Genomic DNA, 13,508 nt, shown 5'->3' with positions numbered 1-13,508 from the left:
CTGCCGGATTGTGCCGAGTGCGGTGGGTGGCGGCGGCGCCGGGAAGGGAATGTTCCCCGGCGCCGCCGTACCCCGTCACATCTTCAGCTTGGCGCCGATCCAGAATCGGCGGCCGAGGATGTCGCCATAGGCGATCTGCGGGTAGGAAGGTGCTTCGTCGGTGAAGTTGTCGATGCCGGCGCGGAAGGTGATCGCGCCCGCTTCGACCTGGGCCGAGATCGAGTGCGTCAGGTTGCTGTCCAGCATCGGGTTGGGGTTGGTTTCGATCGTGGCGTCATAGGCGGCACGGGTCTTGTCGAGGTAGTAGGCCTGGTAGCTCACCCGCACCGGGCCCTTGGTCCAGTCCAGGTTGAAGCGGCCTTCCCAGGTGGGCTTCTCGTAAGTGTTGTCGGTGCGGATGTAGTTCTCGCCGGTGACCGAGGTGGTCAGCAGCGTGTTGTGCGTGGCGTTCACGCCCAGGTGGAACGCGCCGATGCGGCCCGGCTCGAAGCTGTAGTCGATGGCGTAGACTTCGCCGCGATACTTGACGACACCGGCGTTGAAGGTGGTCGTCGTGCCCGCCAGGATCGTGCCGCCCGGGCTCACGCCGTCCGAGGAGGCGATGCGCGAGAAGGCATTGCAGACCGCCGGATCGGGGTTGGTATTGTCGTAGCAGGTGGCGGTGAAGTCCTCGGTGGTGAAGGCCGAGAGGCCGTCCTTGAGGTCGATCTCGATGCGGTCTGCGCTGATCGTCAGGCCGGGAATGAACTTCGGCTGGAGCACGATGCCGTAAGTGAAGGTATCCGAGATCTCGTTGCGCAGGTTCGGGTTGCCGCCCGTGGTGATGGTGGCGCGCTCGAAGTTTTCGGCCGGGTCCTGGAAGCGGGCGAGGCGTTCGGCGGGGCTGAGCCCGGCATTGGTGCCGTCCGCTTCGACGCCGTAGTTCGCGTTCGCGGTGAAGGCTGCCAGGCAGTTGGCGTAGCGGACCGAGGGGTTGGCGCCGCTGTTGATGCGGTCGGCATCGCATGGGTCGTAGCCCACCGAACCGAGCGAGGTCGTCGTCGGGGCGAACAGCATCGCCAGTGTCGGCGCACGGAAGTTGCGGCTGCGGCTGGCGCGCAAGGTCACGCCGTCCACCGGCTGCCAGCGCAGGCCGAGATCCCAGACCTGCTCCTTTCCGGCGATCGAGTTGTCGACCAGGCGGCCTGCCGCGCTGGCTTCCAGCATCCGCACGATCGGCACGTTCATGGCGCTGTCGATCAGCGGGATCAGGAGTTCGCCGGAGAGTTCGTCGGTGTTGTAACCGGCGGATTGCGCCACTTCCAGCGTGCCGCCGCCGAACAGACCTTCGCGGTTGGCGGCCAGCGGGGAGTAGGACACCTGCTCGTCGCGGTGTTCGTAGGCGAGGCTGAACTTGACGGTGCCGCCGGGCAGGCGAACCACGTCGCCGCCGATCGTGGCCAGGAAGTCGGTCTGCTCGTTGCGATAGTCGAGGCCCGCGCGGACGCTGACATACTTTTGCGCGGCGCTGGAGACATTGCCGTTGCCGAAGGGATTGATCGGCGCGCAGGAAGGGTCGTTATTAGCGGCATCGGCGTCGGCATTGATGCCGCAGACGATCTGGTTGCCGGAAAGCACGGCATCGATGGCGTTCGCGTACTTGGCGTTGTCCACTTCCCAGCGGCGCTGCGAGCCTTCGACGCGGGCATAGCTGCCCGAAACCGACCAGTAGAAGTTGCGGCTGCCCGCCGAGAAATCGCCGTCGACGCCGAGGAGCGCGCGGTAGGTGTCCGTCTTGTAGCGCTGAAGATTGTCCGGCGTCAGGTCGTTGAAGTACTTCGACAGGAACAGCGGCGCACCGGCGGCAAAGGCGGGGCGCGCGGCGGAAAGCGCGGCCTTGGCCTGGTCGGTGAGGTAGGGGTTGTCGATCGTGAAGATCACCGGCCCCGCATAAGTGCCGTAGTTCAGGATCGTGCGGCTCTGGCCCTGCGGAATCTCGGTGCCTTCGGTATGGGCATAGAGCAGCTCGGTCCGCAGGGTAATCGCGTCGGTCAGGTCGTAATGCGCGATCAGGTTGCCGGTGAAGCGCTCAAGCCCGGTGCGCAGGCCGGCAAGGTCGCGATAGGCGAAGCCCTGGCCGCCGCTGGAGAAGGGAATGCCGACCTGGGTGCCGGGATCGTAGGACACGACGTTGCCGCTGGGATCGAACTGGAGCGGCGTGCCGTTCGATTGGGTGAGGAAGCGCGTGAAAGGCGCGGGCGAGTTGAACAGGACGCCGTTGGAGTTGAACTCCCAAAAGTGCGCGTCGAAAAGTTCCTTCACCGAGGGGATGCCGTCGTTCGGCCCGGTGTCGTCGGGATTGCTGACGGTCAGGCGGCCGAGCGCCGACAGCGGGCGCGCGGCGAACATCAGCGTGGGCGACTTGGCATAGTTCAGGTCGATGGCGACATTGCCCCGGCCGTCCGCGAAGTTCTTGCCCGCCGTGCCGCGCAGGCTGTAGGTGTGATAGTCGCCGCGCGAAGAAATGCCGTTCTGGCCGTCGAGTTCGAGGCCTTCGAAGCTTTCCTTGAGCACATAGTTGACGACGCCGGCGATCGCGTCCGAGCCGTAGACCGCCGCGCCGCCGCCCTGAACCACTTCCACCCGGTCCAGCAGTCCGAGCGGGATGATGTTGGCATCGACTTGCGCATCGCCCAGGCCCGAGGAGCTGGTCACCATGCGGCGGCCGTTGAGCAGGGTCAGCGTGCGCCCGGCGCCGAGACCGAAGAGGTTGGGGAACTGCTGGCCGGAGCCGCTGCCTTCGCCGCTGCCGTCCGCCTGGTTGAGCATGGGGCTGTTCGAAGTGAGCTGGTTCAGCGCTTCCGAGGCGCTGATATAGCCGCGATCCGCGATCGTCTGGCTGTCCACGACATTGAGCGGCGCGGTTTCGTCCGAAGCGTCGCGGCGAATGCGCGATCCGGTTACCACGATGTCCGCTGCGGCGGCGCTGTCATCGGCGGCGGGTGCGCTGTCCTGCGCCAGGGCCGGCGTGGCCAGCAGCGCGGCGGCAGCCGTGGAAACCATGAGAGCCGCCAGGCCGGCCCTCTCGATGCGTGACTGGATCATCGAACTACCCCTCATGTTCTGTCTACGTTTTCAATCCCTGCGGAGAAGGTAGCGCAGACGGGCTGGAAGAGGGTTGCGTTGTGACGGGCGTCATCGGACGCGTTTGAATTGAAATTTCACGGTTCCGGCAAATGGTGGAATTTTTAGCCTCATCGCTTCCGGGTTGGCGAATTGCCGAAGAAGATGGAAAGGTCTCTGGCGAATTGCACGGCTTCGGCGGGTTCCTCATACATCATGTGTCCGCCTCGGTAGCAGTGCGTGGTGATCCGCTGCGAGAGTGCCTTCGAAAAGTCGGCCGCAGCCTGACGCATCGCGGCGCAGCCGTTGAGGGAATCGTAGAGCCCGGTGGCCACCATCACCCGCATCGTCGGCGCCTTGTCCATGGCGCGCATGACCCAGGGCTGCGAGGCGCTGGGCGGCCCTTCGCCGGCCATGGCACGGGCCAGCGATTCCGGGGTGATCGGTGACTGGTCGTATTGCCAGTCGTTGCCCACGGGCAGTTCCGGGATCTCGATCCCCGCGTACTGGCCCTCGCGATAGCGCAGCGTGGAGCGGTAGAAGTCCAGGATCGCGGCGTCACCGGCCTTCTCGTCTGCCGGAGGAGCGGTGCGGCGCATGTCGAAGATGCCGAGCGTCTTGCCCTCGGAAGCCAGCAGTTTGGTGCGGAAGTCGCGGGGGGAGACCCAGAGCGTTTTCGCATCGATCGCGGCAGGTGCAAGGCCGGTGTAACGAGCAAGCCCGGTCACCGCATGGGAGCGGGCCCTGTCGTCGAGAGCCTCCGGGTGGGAGAGGGCGGGATACCACACCTTGCGGGCCCATGCCTCGGCTTCGGTGAGGGCCTTTTCTGGGTTAGCTGAGAGGGTGGGGTCTAGCTTGCCGAGCGCAAGCGCCGTCGCCGTGCGATTGGGCAGGGTCAGCGCACGGGCAAGGGCGCGGTCGCGCTCCTCGCCCATCGGGATTCCGCCCGAGACGAGCACGATGCCCGCCACCGGTTGCCCGGCATCGATCAAGGCTTCCGCCACGCCCGCCGCGCGCCAGGTTCCGAAGCTCTCGCCGACCAGATAGACGGGAGAAGCTTCCCGCCCACGGCTCTTCAGGAAGTTTCGGATGAAGCTCGCCGTCGCGGCAAGATCGCCGGTCGTGGAATAGAGCTTCTTTGCCGCCGCATCTGTCGCCGCGCGGCTGAAGCCGGTTCCGGCGGGGTCTAGAAACACCAGATCGGCGGCGGGCAGCACAGAGTTGGCGTTGTCCGCCAGTTGGCCGCCGTGCAGTGTCCTCGGACCGAGAGCGCGGAACTGGAGCAGGCGGGAGTCCGCGCCCGGACCGCCGTTCCAGACGAAGGCGATGGGCCGCGTTCCGGAATGCCCCGCATGGGTGAGGTAGGCCGTGTAGAAAAGATCGGCCTGCCTGGCGCCCTTGTCGTCGCTGATCGGCAGCGTACCGGCGCAGGCGGCGTAGTCCAGTTCGCCCAGCCGGGCAGAGGCGGCGGCTTCGCCCGGAGTGCAGAGCCCTTGCGGGGCTTCTGCCTGAGCCTGCGGGCAAGCAGCGAGCGCGGCGAGAGTCAGCGCGGCTCCAAGCAGGCGCGTAAACTTCGAGGGCATGGACGGTCTTTCCTGGGTCTGCGGTTCCACGACCCTAGCCGAGTTGTGGAGGCAAGTTTATGCGCGAAGCAGCCGTAAGCGCATGAGGGGTTCGTTGCTGGACTTCATCGTAGAGCCGCTCAAGCTGAAAATGCGCAATTCTTATGCGCAAGCCTTTGCCTAGGATGCGTAAATGAACCAGCGACATGATTCGCCCCTGAAGCCTGCCCTCTCCCGTCGCACCCTGCTGCGCGGATCGGCCCTTCTGCCGCTGGCTCCGGCCATCGCGGGAGAGGCGCTCGCCGCTTCCCCGGCTGCGAGCGCATCGCTGGCGCGGGCGGGTGATTTCGCGCCGATGGCCAAGGTCTACCTCGATTCCGGTACGATGCATCCGGTGCCGCTGCCCGCCAAGGCGGCAGTCGATGCCTATTACCAGTCGCGGGCGGAAATGCGCGACTGGTCCAGCCACGATACCGAAGTGCGCATCAAGGCCGCTTTCGCCCGGCTCATCAATGCGGCGCCGGAAGACCTTGCCTTCGTCCAAAGCACCACGGCCGGCGAACAGTCGATCGTCGACGCGCTCGACCTGCCTGCCGCGAAGGGCAGCGTCGTCACCGATACGCTGCATTTCTTCGGCTCTTTCTGGCTCTACGACCAACTCGGCAAGCAGGGCGTGGACGTGCGCTGGATCCGCCCGACGGACGGGCGCATCGATCCCGACGCCTACGAAAAGGCGATCGGCCCGGACACGCGCCTGGTCAGCCTCTCGCTGGTCTCCACCTACAACGGTTTCGAGCATGACCTGAAGCGTATCTGCGAGATCGCCCATGCGCGCGGGGCGCTGGTCTATGCCGACATCATCCATGCGGCGGGCACCGTGCCGATCGACGTCCGGGCCAGCGGCGTCGATTTCGCCGCAACGGCCAGCTACAAGTGGCTCATGGGGGATTTCGGACTGGGCTTCCTCTATGTCCGTCCGGATCGGCTGGCGCGCCTCAAGCGCAAGCGTTTCGGCTATTATCAGGTCGAAGGCTTCAAGCCCCACGTCTATCCCTACGACGAACCCGGATCAACGATCGCGGACATGACGCCGCGTGCCGATGCGGAGGGGATGTTCGCCATGGGCACCCATTCCCATGCGGTGATGGCGCAACTCGACTGGTCGCTGGCGAAGTTGCTCGAACTCGGCGTCGACAATATCATGGCGCATCGTCAGCCGATGCTGCGCCGCCTGCACGAGGGCTTGCGCACGAAGGGCTACGACGTGGTGACGCCGCCGGATTCTCGCAGTCCGTTGCTGACTTGCGTTCTTCCGGATGCGCACAAAAGACTGTCCGAACCGCTGAACCGGGCCGGCGTGGCGATCACGCTCAGCCGTAACCGCTTCCGCATCTGCCCTTCGTGGTTCAACGCGATGGACGATATCGAGCGCCTGATCGGCGCCCTCCCGACTTTATCCTGAGCCCAACTTCCTCCTGATCGGAACCAGACGCAATGTCCGCCAAGAAGACCGTTTTCGCGCGTTCCAGCCTGCTCGCTCTTGCCGCGCTCCTGTCCTCGCCGCCGCTCCTGGCGCAGGACGAGAGCCTGCCGATGCCGCCCGTGTTCCTCAAGGCCATGGAGCCGATGGTGGAGCGCGCGGCGGCCAGCGAAAAGGTCGTGCTGACGCGCCACGCGGGCACTTTCGGCGGCACGAAGCTGGCCTACGATGCAATCGTCACCGAGACCCCGGTGGCCAATGCCAAGGGGCAGACGGCGGCGGTGGTCGTCACTTACGCCTATGTCGCGCGCCTTGGGGCAGGCGGTGCGAAAGGGGCTAAGCGCCCCGTGCTGTTCTTCTTCAACGGCGGGCCGGGCGCCTCTTCCTCGCCGCTGCACATGAACGCCTTCGGCCCGCGCCGCATCGTCGGCAAGGGCGATGCCGCAAGGCTGGAGAACAACCCCCACAGCCTGCTCGACATTGCGGATCTGGTGTTCATCGATCCTCCGGGAACGGGGGCGTCGATGCCGGTCAAGGGCGCCGACGCATCCGGCCTGTTCTCCGTTTCCGGAGACGCGGCGGCGGTGGCGCAGGTCGTCCAGCGCTGGCGCCTGGCGAACGATCGCGCCGATGCGCCTTTCGCGCTGGTGGGCGAAAGCTATGGCACGGCGCGGGCCGCCGCCATGCTCGATGCTGAAAGCAAGGCGAAGCTGCCCTTGCCGGACGGGGTGGCGCTGTTTTCGCTTTCGCTGGGCGACAGCGACGGGCCGGTTATCTCGGATGTCTCGCTGCTGCCGACGCTGGCCGCCGTCGCCTGGTATCACCAGGCCATCGACCGCAAGGGCAAATCCGTCGAGCAGCACTTTGCCGAAGCGCGCGCCTTTGCCGAGAACGACTACGCCCGCGCGCTGATTGCCGGCGCTTCGCTGTCCCCGGCCGAGCGGGCCACTGTCGCGGCGCGCATGAGCGAATTGATCGGCCTTCCGGCGGCGGAACTGGAGAAGGACGGGCTGCAACTCGACCGGCAGGCCTTCATGCTCGGCCTGCTGTCGGGCAAGGGCCTGCGGACCGGGCAACTCGATGGCCGCGCGACCCGAGCGATCAAGGAATCGAACATGCATCCGCCGTTCGACGATCCCTCGATGACGCTGGGCGCCGAGACCGGCCATCTCATCGCGGACTACATCGGCAAGGACCTGGGCTATGCCTTGCCCAGCCCCTACCGCACGCTTAATCTCGGCATCAACTTCAAGTGGGACTGGGGGCGCGGCGAAGTCTACCGCACCGTCCGCTTCGCGCCGTTCCTGGCCAAGGCCATGGCCGACAAGCCCGGCATGAAGCTGATGACGGTGGGCGGCTATTACGACATCACCACGCCGGTCGCGGCGGGACAGTTCGCGCTGGACCATGCCGGGATCGGGCCGGACCGGCGAACGTCGAAGGCTTATGCGGCCGGGCATTCCGTTTTCGAGGACGAAGGCGAACTGGCGCGCTTTGCGGCGGACATGCGGGAATGGGCGGGGAAACTGCGCCACTGAGCGTTCAAAGCCCGTTTGGCCTTGCCTGCACGGTTGCAGATGGTACGCGGCGCCCCGTCATTCACACGGGATTTCGAGACATGCTCGCCAAGATTCTGCCGCAGCCGACGTTCAGGGACAACCTCCAGCAACTGCCCTCCATCGACGGCATCGAACGCCTTCACCTGATCGACGCGGACGGCTCGGTGATCGACAGCATCGAGAACCAGCCCGGCAAGCAGGGCTCGCTGGCCGTCTACCAGTACCTTAGACAGAGCTTCGGCGTACTCGACCGGGACGCGGCAGAGCATGGTCTTCTGGTGTTCGCAGAGCATACGGCGGATGCGCGGCAGCGTCCGGGAGCACACCCGAACATCGATCGTCTGCTGGCCATCGCTGGGGGCGCACCTTCGCTGCGGCTGGAAATCGTTGCTCTCCAGTCCTGATTGCGCCGGGCGCATGGGAATCGGCACCGAAAAGGCAATTGTGGTTGCAAAATCCACAATTGCATAAGCGGCGCGGTCGAACCATATCGCCCTTGCCTTTCAGGCATCCTCTCCCAAAACCTATCCCAGCCGGCCCTCGTGGCCGGCTTTTTTTGTTCGTTGCGAGGCTCGAGGAGGTGGAGCGGCGACGGCCTGTGCCGGTCATCCCAGGCGTGAAATGCTCAGGGGCAGATCCGCCGTGGTGCATATCCCCGGAGCAGCCGCGCATAGCGCTTGAACCACGTTGACCGGTCGATGCGCGGTGAGGTTCGGGAGCGTGGCCTGTCGCTCGGCAGCGGGGATCGGAAAGCCGATGCTGATGTCCAGCGGCGTGTCGCCTTCCACGGTCACGCGCCAGCCATCGGCACGAAGATCCCAGGCCGGCTCCAGACTCTCGCTGACGAACCAGTTGCAGCGAAAGCGCATGACCGGCTCGCCGTTGCGGTAGCCGGTCGTTACCATTCTCTGCCCCGCCACCGTTCCGGCCGGGATCACCGTTTCGTGAAGCTTCACCGGCTCGGCCGCCAGCGCGACTTCGCTGGACACTTCGAACCGTTCGATCTCGATGCCGACCGCCTGCGCAAGCGCGCGAAGCGAATGATTGAAGACCTCGTCCCGCTCGTAGAAGGGGCGTTCGGCGAAACGCTCGGGGCTGTCGCCAAAGCCCATGATGCCCAGCAGCATCTCTTCCGAACAGCCATCGATGCAGTTGGCGAACTCGTCGATCGTCAGAAGATCGAGCCGCCTCGTCAGCGAAAGCAGCACCAGCGGCAGCGCTTCGGTGATGAAGCCGGGGCTGCTGCCCGAACTGTGGAGCGAACTGCCGCCCGTGGCGCAGGCAGCCTCGATCCTGGCGCGGATCTGCGGGTCCATGCTTCCGGGGTGGAAGAACTCGGCGCGGGTAGAGGAGACATTGATGCCGTTTTCCAGCAACGCGCAGACATCGTCGTAGTCGGTCTGTTCCGGCATATAGAGCACGCAGTCCGGCTTCAGGGCCAGGATTTCCTGGAGGTCCGTCACGGCCCGGATGCCGGTCGGCGACGATCCGCAGAGTTCGCCCGCGTCCTTGCCGACTTTCGCGGGGGAATAGACCTTGACCCCCACCAGTTCCAGGTCGGGATGCGAAATCACGGCACGCATGGCCGTCGCTCCCACGGTTCCGGTCGCCCATTGCACGATGCGCAGTTTCTCCGCGCCTGATGGCTTCGTCATTGTTCCTGCTCCCATATGCGGCGATCAGCCTATGAACATGCCGCCGTTTACGCCCAGCACCTGGCCGGTGACGTAGCTGGCGCCATCCGATGCGAGGTACGCGCAGGCGGCGGCGATATCTTCGGGCGTGCCGGCACGCGGGATCGGGATGTGCTGGGCGATCACTTCGAGTGGCGGGAACGTGCCGGCCGCTATCCCCTGATCGGCCATGGGCGTGGCCACGACCGAGGGCGGGATCGTGTTTACGGTGATCCCCTCCGCCGCGAACTCGCGGGCAAGCGAGCGGGTCAGGCCGATCACGCCGCCTTTGGCCGCCGCATAGTGCGCGCGATCGGCGGCGCCCGATTGCGCCGCTTGAGAGGAGATCGTGATCACGCGCCCCCATTTCGCCGCGACCATGTCCGGCAAGGCGGCCTGGACGGTATGGAAGACGCCGCTCAGGTTGATGTCGATCATGCGCTGCCAGACCGGCAGGGTGACGTCGAGGAAGCGGATTCCCTCGGAAATACCCGCATTGGCGACGACGATGGCGATAGGCCCCAGTTCGGCCCGGATCGCCGCGTAGGCGGCCTCCACGTCGTCCCGGTCGGAAACGTCGACCCGGCGCGCCAGTATTCGCGCGCCCTCCGATCGCAGCGCGGTGCTTTCCCGTTCCAGCGCCTCGTCCTGAATGTCCAGCATCGCAACCGGATGTCCCTTGCGGGCGAACAATTGGCACACGCCCAGGCCGATGCCCGAAGCGCCGCCCGTGACCACGACCACGCGATTGGCAACCATTTGCACTCTCCCATTTGTCTCGGCCCGTCGCTTTGCCCGGGCCTGCCATTTGTGCGATAACGTGGCGCATAACTTGCGCCGTGTCCAGCGTCCGGATAGGCAAGGGGGCAGCTGCGTGATTCGGATCGCGCGACCGATATGGGAGAGTGAAAATGCCAGTTCCGGACGTCTCCAGCCGCTCCATAAGCGAGCTTATTTCCCTTGCGGGCAGGAGCGCGGTCGTCACCGGGGCGGCCTGGGGCCTTGGCAAGGCCACCGCCAGGCGCCTGGCCGAAGCAGGCGCCGCCGTGATCGTGGCCGATATCGACGAAGAGGCCGCAGCCACGACCGCCCGGGAGCTTGCCGAACTCTATTCCGCCGATGTCTCTGCCACACGGCTCGATGCCGGGGACGCCGGTTCGATCATCGCGGTGGCGGACCTTGCCGAGAGCAGGTTCGGCAAGCTGGACATCTGGGTGAACAACGCGGGCATCCCCTCGTTCACCCCGCTGCTCGATCTGGACGAGGAAGAGTTCGACAACGTCCTGGCGATCAATCTTCGGGGAGCGTTCGTCGGGGCGCGGGAGGCGGCACGTCGCATGATCGCCGCGAATCAGGGCGGGGTTATCGTCAACGTCGCGTCGCTCGCCGGCGTCATGGGCATTTCCGAAGGGCAGGCGGCCTATTGCTCGTCCAAGCATGGCGTCGTCGGGCTGACGAAGCAGCTTGCCATCGAACTGGGCGGCCACGGCATTCGCGTCCTGGGCGTGGCGCCGGGATTCTCGCTCACGGAAAAGACGATGTTCATCGCGGAATGGGACGAGGAGACGATCAGGAATTGCCCGATTCCCGGCATCGGCGCGAGCCGGTTGGGCCGGGTCGGCGTGGCCGATGACATCGCCCGCGCGATCCTGTTCTGCGCCTCGGACCTGTCGATGTTCATGACGGGCAGCACCCTGCTTCTCGATGGCGGCATCGCCGCCTGATCGACGCCCGATCCATGAGGGGGCGTGGACCGTTAGGTCTACGCCCTCGGCGCGTTGCCTGCCTAAGGACGCTGGAAGCGTTGCCGGGTGGCCTCGACCGACTGGCGCGCCGCAGCCACGGCCTCTTCCTCCAATGCGAACAGCAGGTGTTGAAGCACGGCGCCCAGGTGCGCGTGCATGGCGACCCTTGCAGCGGCCGGATCGCGCATTTTCAGCGCGGCGACTATGGCCGCATGTTCCTCGACCACCGGGCGCACGTTCGCGGTCCGCGCCTTTTCCAGAAGCAGGCGGCACTCCGGCGAGGTCGAGCGCAGCAGCCAGAGTTGCTCGATGGTCCGCTCCACGGCGGCGTTCCGGCTTGCCCGCGCGATCGTCATGTGGAACGCCATGTCGGCGTTCTCTTCGCCGTCTTCCTTCGCATTCTCATGCTGCATGGCGGATACCAGACTTTCCAGCCGCAGAACCTCGTCATCGCTGATGTGCTGGGCCGCGAGGGCTACGGCCTCCCCTTCGAACAGTAGCCGCGCCTCCACCAGTTCGAACGGACTGACCGTGAACGGAGGTTCCTCCCGGTCGCCGGGCAGCCGGTTCACGAACGTTCCCGATCCCAGGCGGGCTTCCACCAGGCCGAGCACTTCCATTGCGAGCATCGCTTCGCGCACGACCGGGCGGCTGACGCCCAGCCGGGCCGCGATATCGCGCTCTGCAGGCATGCGATCCCCGACGGTGTAGGTGCCGGATTGCAGGTCGTCGATCATGGCGCGGGCCACGCGCCTGTAGAGCCGCGTTTCATCGGCCGCGAAGCCATGCGGGCTGGAGGCTTTCGCGCCGATGATGTCCACGCCTTTGCCCTTTTCCCTGACCGAGGTCAGATCAGTTCGACCAGCGCCAGACCTTCGGGTGGGAGGTCAAGCGTCAGCGTGCCGTCGCTTTCGAGGCGCCGCCGCTCGACCACGGGAAGCGAAGCCTTGCGCAATTGCGCCACCTGTGCGCGAGACGGATATTGCGGCGATCCTATTGCGCGCCAGGCCGGCATCGGTGAGCCGCGCTCCCAGTCGACATAGCGCACCTCCGCAGTCCTGCGGCCCTTGATCCCGTCCAGCGCCAGCGTGATGCGCTTGGATGCGCCGCGTATCTTGCGCTCGGCGGTCATGCCCGGAATGCCGCCGGGCTGATCCACTTCCGCAAGGTTCCACACGAGCACGGAGATACGCCCTGCCTTGTCGCGCGACGCCAGCGCGGAGCCTTGCGCGGCCAGCCGCTCGGTGCCGAGGCGGTGCAGCAGCCGATAGGCGTTGAACGAAGGCTTCGCGATACCGTCGATCATCATGCTCCAGCCCATCGAGCCCTCCTTGAGCATGTAGTCGTCCACGCCCAGCTCCTCGTACATGCCGCTGAGCGTCCATTGCGACATGCCCGCGCAATGCGCCATGCCCTGCGCAATGACATGCGCGATCATCGCCGGACTGTCCGACGACCATTCGGACAGCCACATCGGCTTGCCGGCATGCGGACCTGAATCGATGGTCCGCCGCGCATTAGCCAGGGCGTCGGGAATCACGTCGTTGACGTTGCGACGGGGCGCATCCTTGCCGAAGACGTCGTTCTGGTCGTCGCCGGCGTAGACGTGGGTGGCGAAGAAATCGACCGGGGCGTTGTTCGCCGCGCACCATTGCGCGAAATCGCCGATCCACGCCGTCTTCGAAGTCGCCGGGCCGCCGACCTGGATGCGCGGGTCGACCGACTTGATGGCGACGGCGGCGGCCTTGTACATGTCGAAGTAGCGCTGCTTGTCCGCCGTCCAGAAGAACGAGAGATTGGGCTCGTTCCAGACTTCGAAAGGCCACGTGCGGACGCGGTCGATACCGTAGCGATCGACCATGGCGGCGGTGAACGACTTGATAAAGGACGCGAATTCGGCATCGGAGGTGGGCGGGGTGATGTTGCCGCCGTAGAACCCGAACTGCGTCTTGCCGGAAGCCAGCCTGCCCGGCATGAAGCTCAGCTCGACATAGGGATCGACGCCGATGTCGATCAGGCCGTCATAGACGCGGTGGACGTTGAGCCAGTTCGGTCCGCCATTGCGGCGCATTTCCAGGATGCTCTTGCCGAACACGCCAAGTTCGTCGTTGAAGATGCCGTGGAAGCGCGCCCGCTTGAAGCCCGCCTCGGCCAGGCCGATCCGCATGTCCTGTCGCCATTCCTCGCGCATGGTGATCGCGGCACGGTCCGAGCCGACGGATTCCTCCCAGACATGGGGAAGGGCGCCCATGACGGCGCGGGTGTCGACCCGAACCGTTTCCGCCGTAACGGCAGCAGCGCGCAGGCTACCGGAGGAAAGGGCCGCTGCGGCAGCGCCCGATGCAAGGAACGTGCGTCGATCGAACATGGTTTTCTCCCGGGAATTG

Annotated in this window: 10 protein-coding genes; 4 read left to right on the top strand and 6 right to left on the bottom strand. The window is 65.7% G+C overall.

Features of this window, described 5'->3' with window-relative positions; all coding sequences use genetic code 11:
- Positions 1-75 precede the first annotated feature (75 nt).
- Positions 76-3,084 (bottom strand): TonB-dependent receptor domain-containing protein, encoded by a 3,009-nt coding sequence (locus ACI3K3_RS02855; RefSeq protein ID WP_404911907.1) that lies wholly within the window; start codon positions 3,082-3,084, stop codon positions 76-78.
- Positions 3,085-3,233: 149 nt separating this feature from the next.
- Entirely contained in the window at positions 3,234-4,685 is a 1,452-nt protein-coding gene (locus tag ACI3K3_RS02850) for a S10 family serine carboxypeptidase-like protein (protein WP_404911905.1), read from the bottom strand.
- 172 nt (positions 4,686-4,857) lie between these two features.
- On the opposite strand from ACI3K3_RS02850, the gene ACI3K3_RS02845 reads away from it, so the two are divergent.
- The 3 genes from ACI3K3_RS02845 to ACI3K3_RS02835 all read left to right on the top strand — a co-directional run bounded on the left by ACI3K3_RS02845 (position 4,858) and on the right by ACI3K3_RS02835 (position 8,107).
- Positions 4,858-6,126 carry an aminotransferase class V-fold PLP-dependent enzyme gene (locus ACI3K3_RS02845; RefSeq protein ID WP_404911903.1) on the top strand — a complete coding sequence of 423 codons (1,269 nt, stop codon included), beginning with the start codon at positions 4,858-4,860 and terminating at the stop codon, positions 6,124-6,126.
- 32 nt (positions 6,127-6,158) lie between these two features.
- Positions 6,159-7,682 (top strand): S10 family serine carboxypeptidase-like protein, encoded by a 1,524-nt coding sequence (locus ACI3K3_RS02840; protein ID WP_404911901.1) that lies wholly within the window; start codon positions 6,159-6,161, stop codon positions 7,680-7,682.
- Positions 7,683-7,762: 80 nt separating this feature from the next.
- Positions 7,763-8,107, top strand: coding sequence for a DUF2322 family protein (locus ACI3K3_RS02835; RefSeq protein ID WP_404911899.1), 345 nt, complete (start codon positions 7,763-7,765; stop codon positions 8,105-8,107).
- Positions 8,108-8,308: 201 nt separating this feature from the next.
- Here the strand turns inward: ACI3K3_RS02835 and ACI3K3_RS02830 are convergent, their stop codons facing one another.
- Both ACI3K3_RS02830 and ACI3K3_RS02825 read right to left on the bottom strand, forming a co-directional pair.
- Positions 8,309-9,358 (bottom strand): dihydrodipicolinate reductase, encoded by a 1,050-nt coding sequence (locus ACI3K3_RS02830; RefSeq protein ID WP_404911897.1) that lies wholly within the window; start codon positions 9,356-9,358, stop codon positions 8,309-8,311.
- A 24-nt stretch (positions 9,359-9,382) separates the two neighbouring features.
- Positions 9,383-10,135 carry an SDR family NAD(P)-dependent oxidoreductase gene (locus ACI3K3_RS02825; protein ID WP_404911895.1) on the bottom strand — a complete coding sequence of 251 codons (753 nt, stop codon included), beginning with the start codon at positions 10,133-10,135 and terminating at the stop codon, positions 9,383-9,385.
- A 152-nt stretch (positions 10,136-10,287) separates the two neighbouring features.
- Between ACI3K3_RS02825 and ACI3K3_RS02820 the strand changes: the two genes are divergently transcribed.
- A complete protein-coding gene (locus tag ACI3K3_RS02820; protein ID WP_404911893.1) occupies positions 10,288-11,100 on the top strand; it encodes an SDR family NAD(P)-dependent oxidoreductase in 813 nt (270 codons plus the stop codon).
- Positions 11,101-11,162: 62 nt separating this feature from the next.
- Here ACI3K3_RS02820 and ACI3K3_RS02815 read toward each other — a convergent pair whose 3' ends face one another.
- Together ACI3K3_RS02815 and ACI3K3_RS02810 are read right to left on the bottom strand one after the other, a co-directional pair.
- Positions 11,163-11,942, bottom strand: a complete 780-nt coding sequence (locus tag ACI3K3_RS02815; RefSeq protein ID WP_404911892.1) for a FadR/GntR family transcriptional regulator — start codon at positions 11,940-11,942, stop codon at positions 11,163-11,165.
- Between the two features lie 26 nt (positions 11,943-11,968).
- Entirely contained in the window at positions 11,969-13,489 is a 1,521-nt protein-coding gene (locus tag ACI3K3_RS02810; RefSeq protein WP_404911891.1) for a GH39 family glycosyl hydrolase, read from the bottom strand.
- Between the last annotated feature and the right edge of the window lie 19 nt (positions 13,490-13,508).

This window comes from Novosphingobium sp. ZW T3_23 (assembly GCF_044987305.1).
Lineage (GTDB): Bacteria > Pseudomonadota > Alphaproteobacteria > Sphingomonadales > Sphingomonadaceae > Novosphingobium.
The sequence above is the reverse complement of the archived record's forward strand: the minus strand, read 5'-3'. Positions and strand labels throughout refer to the sequence as shown.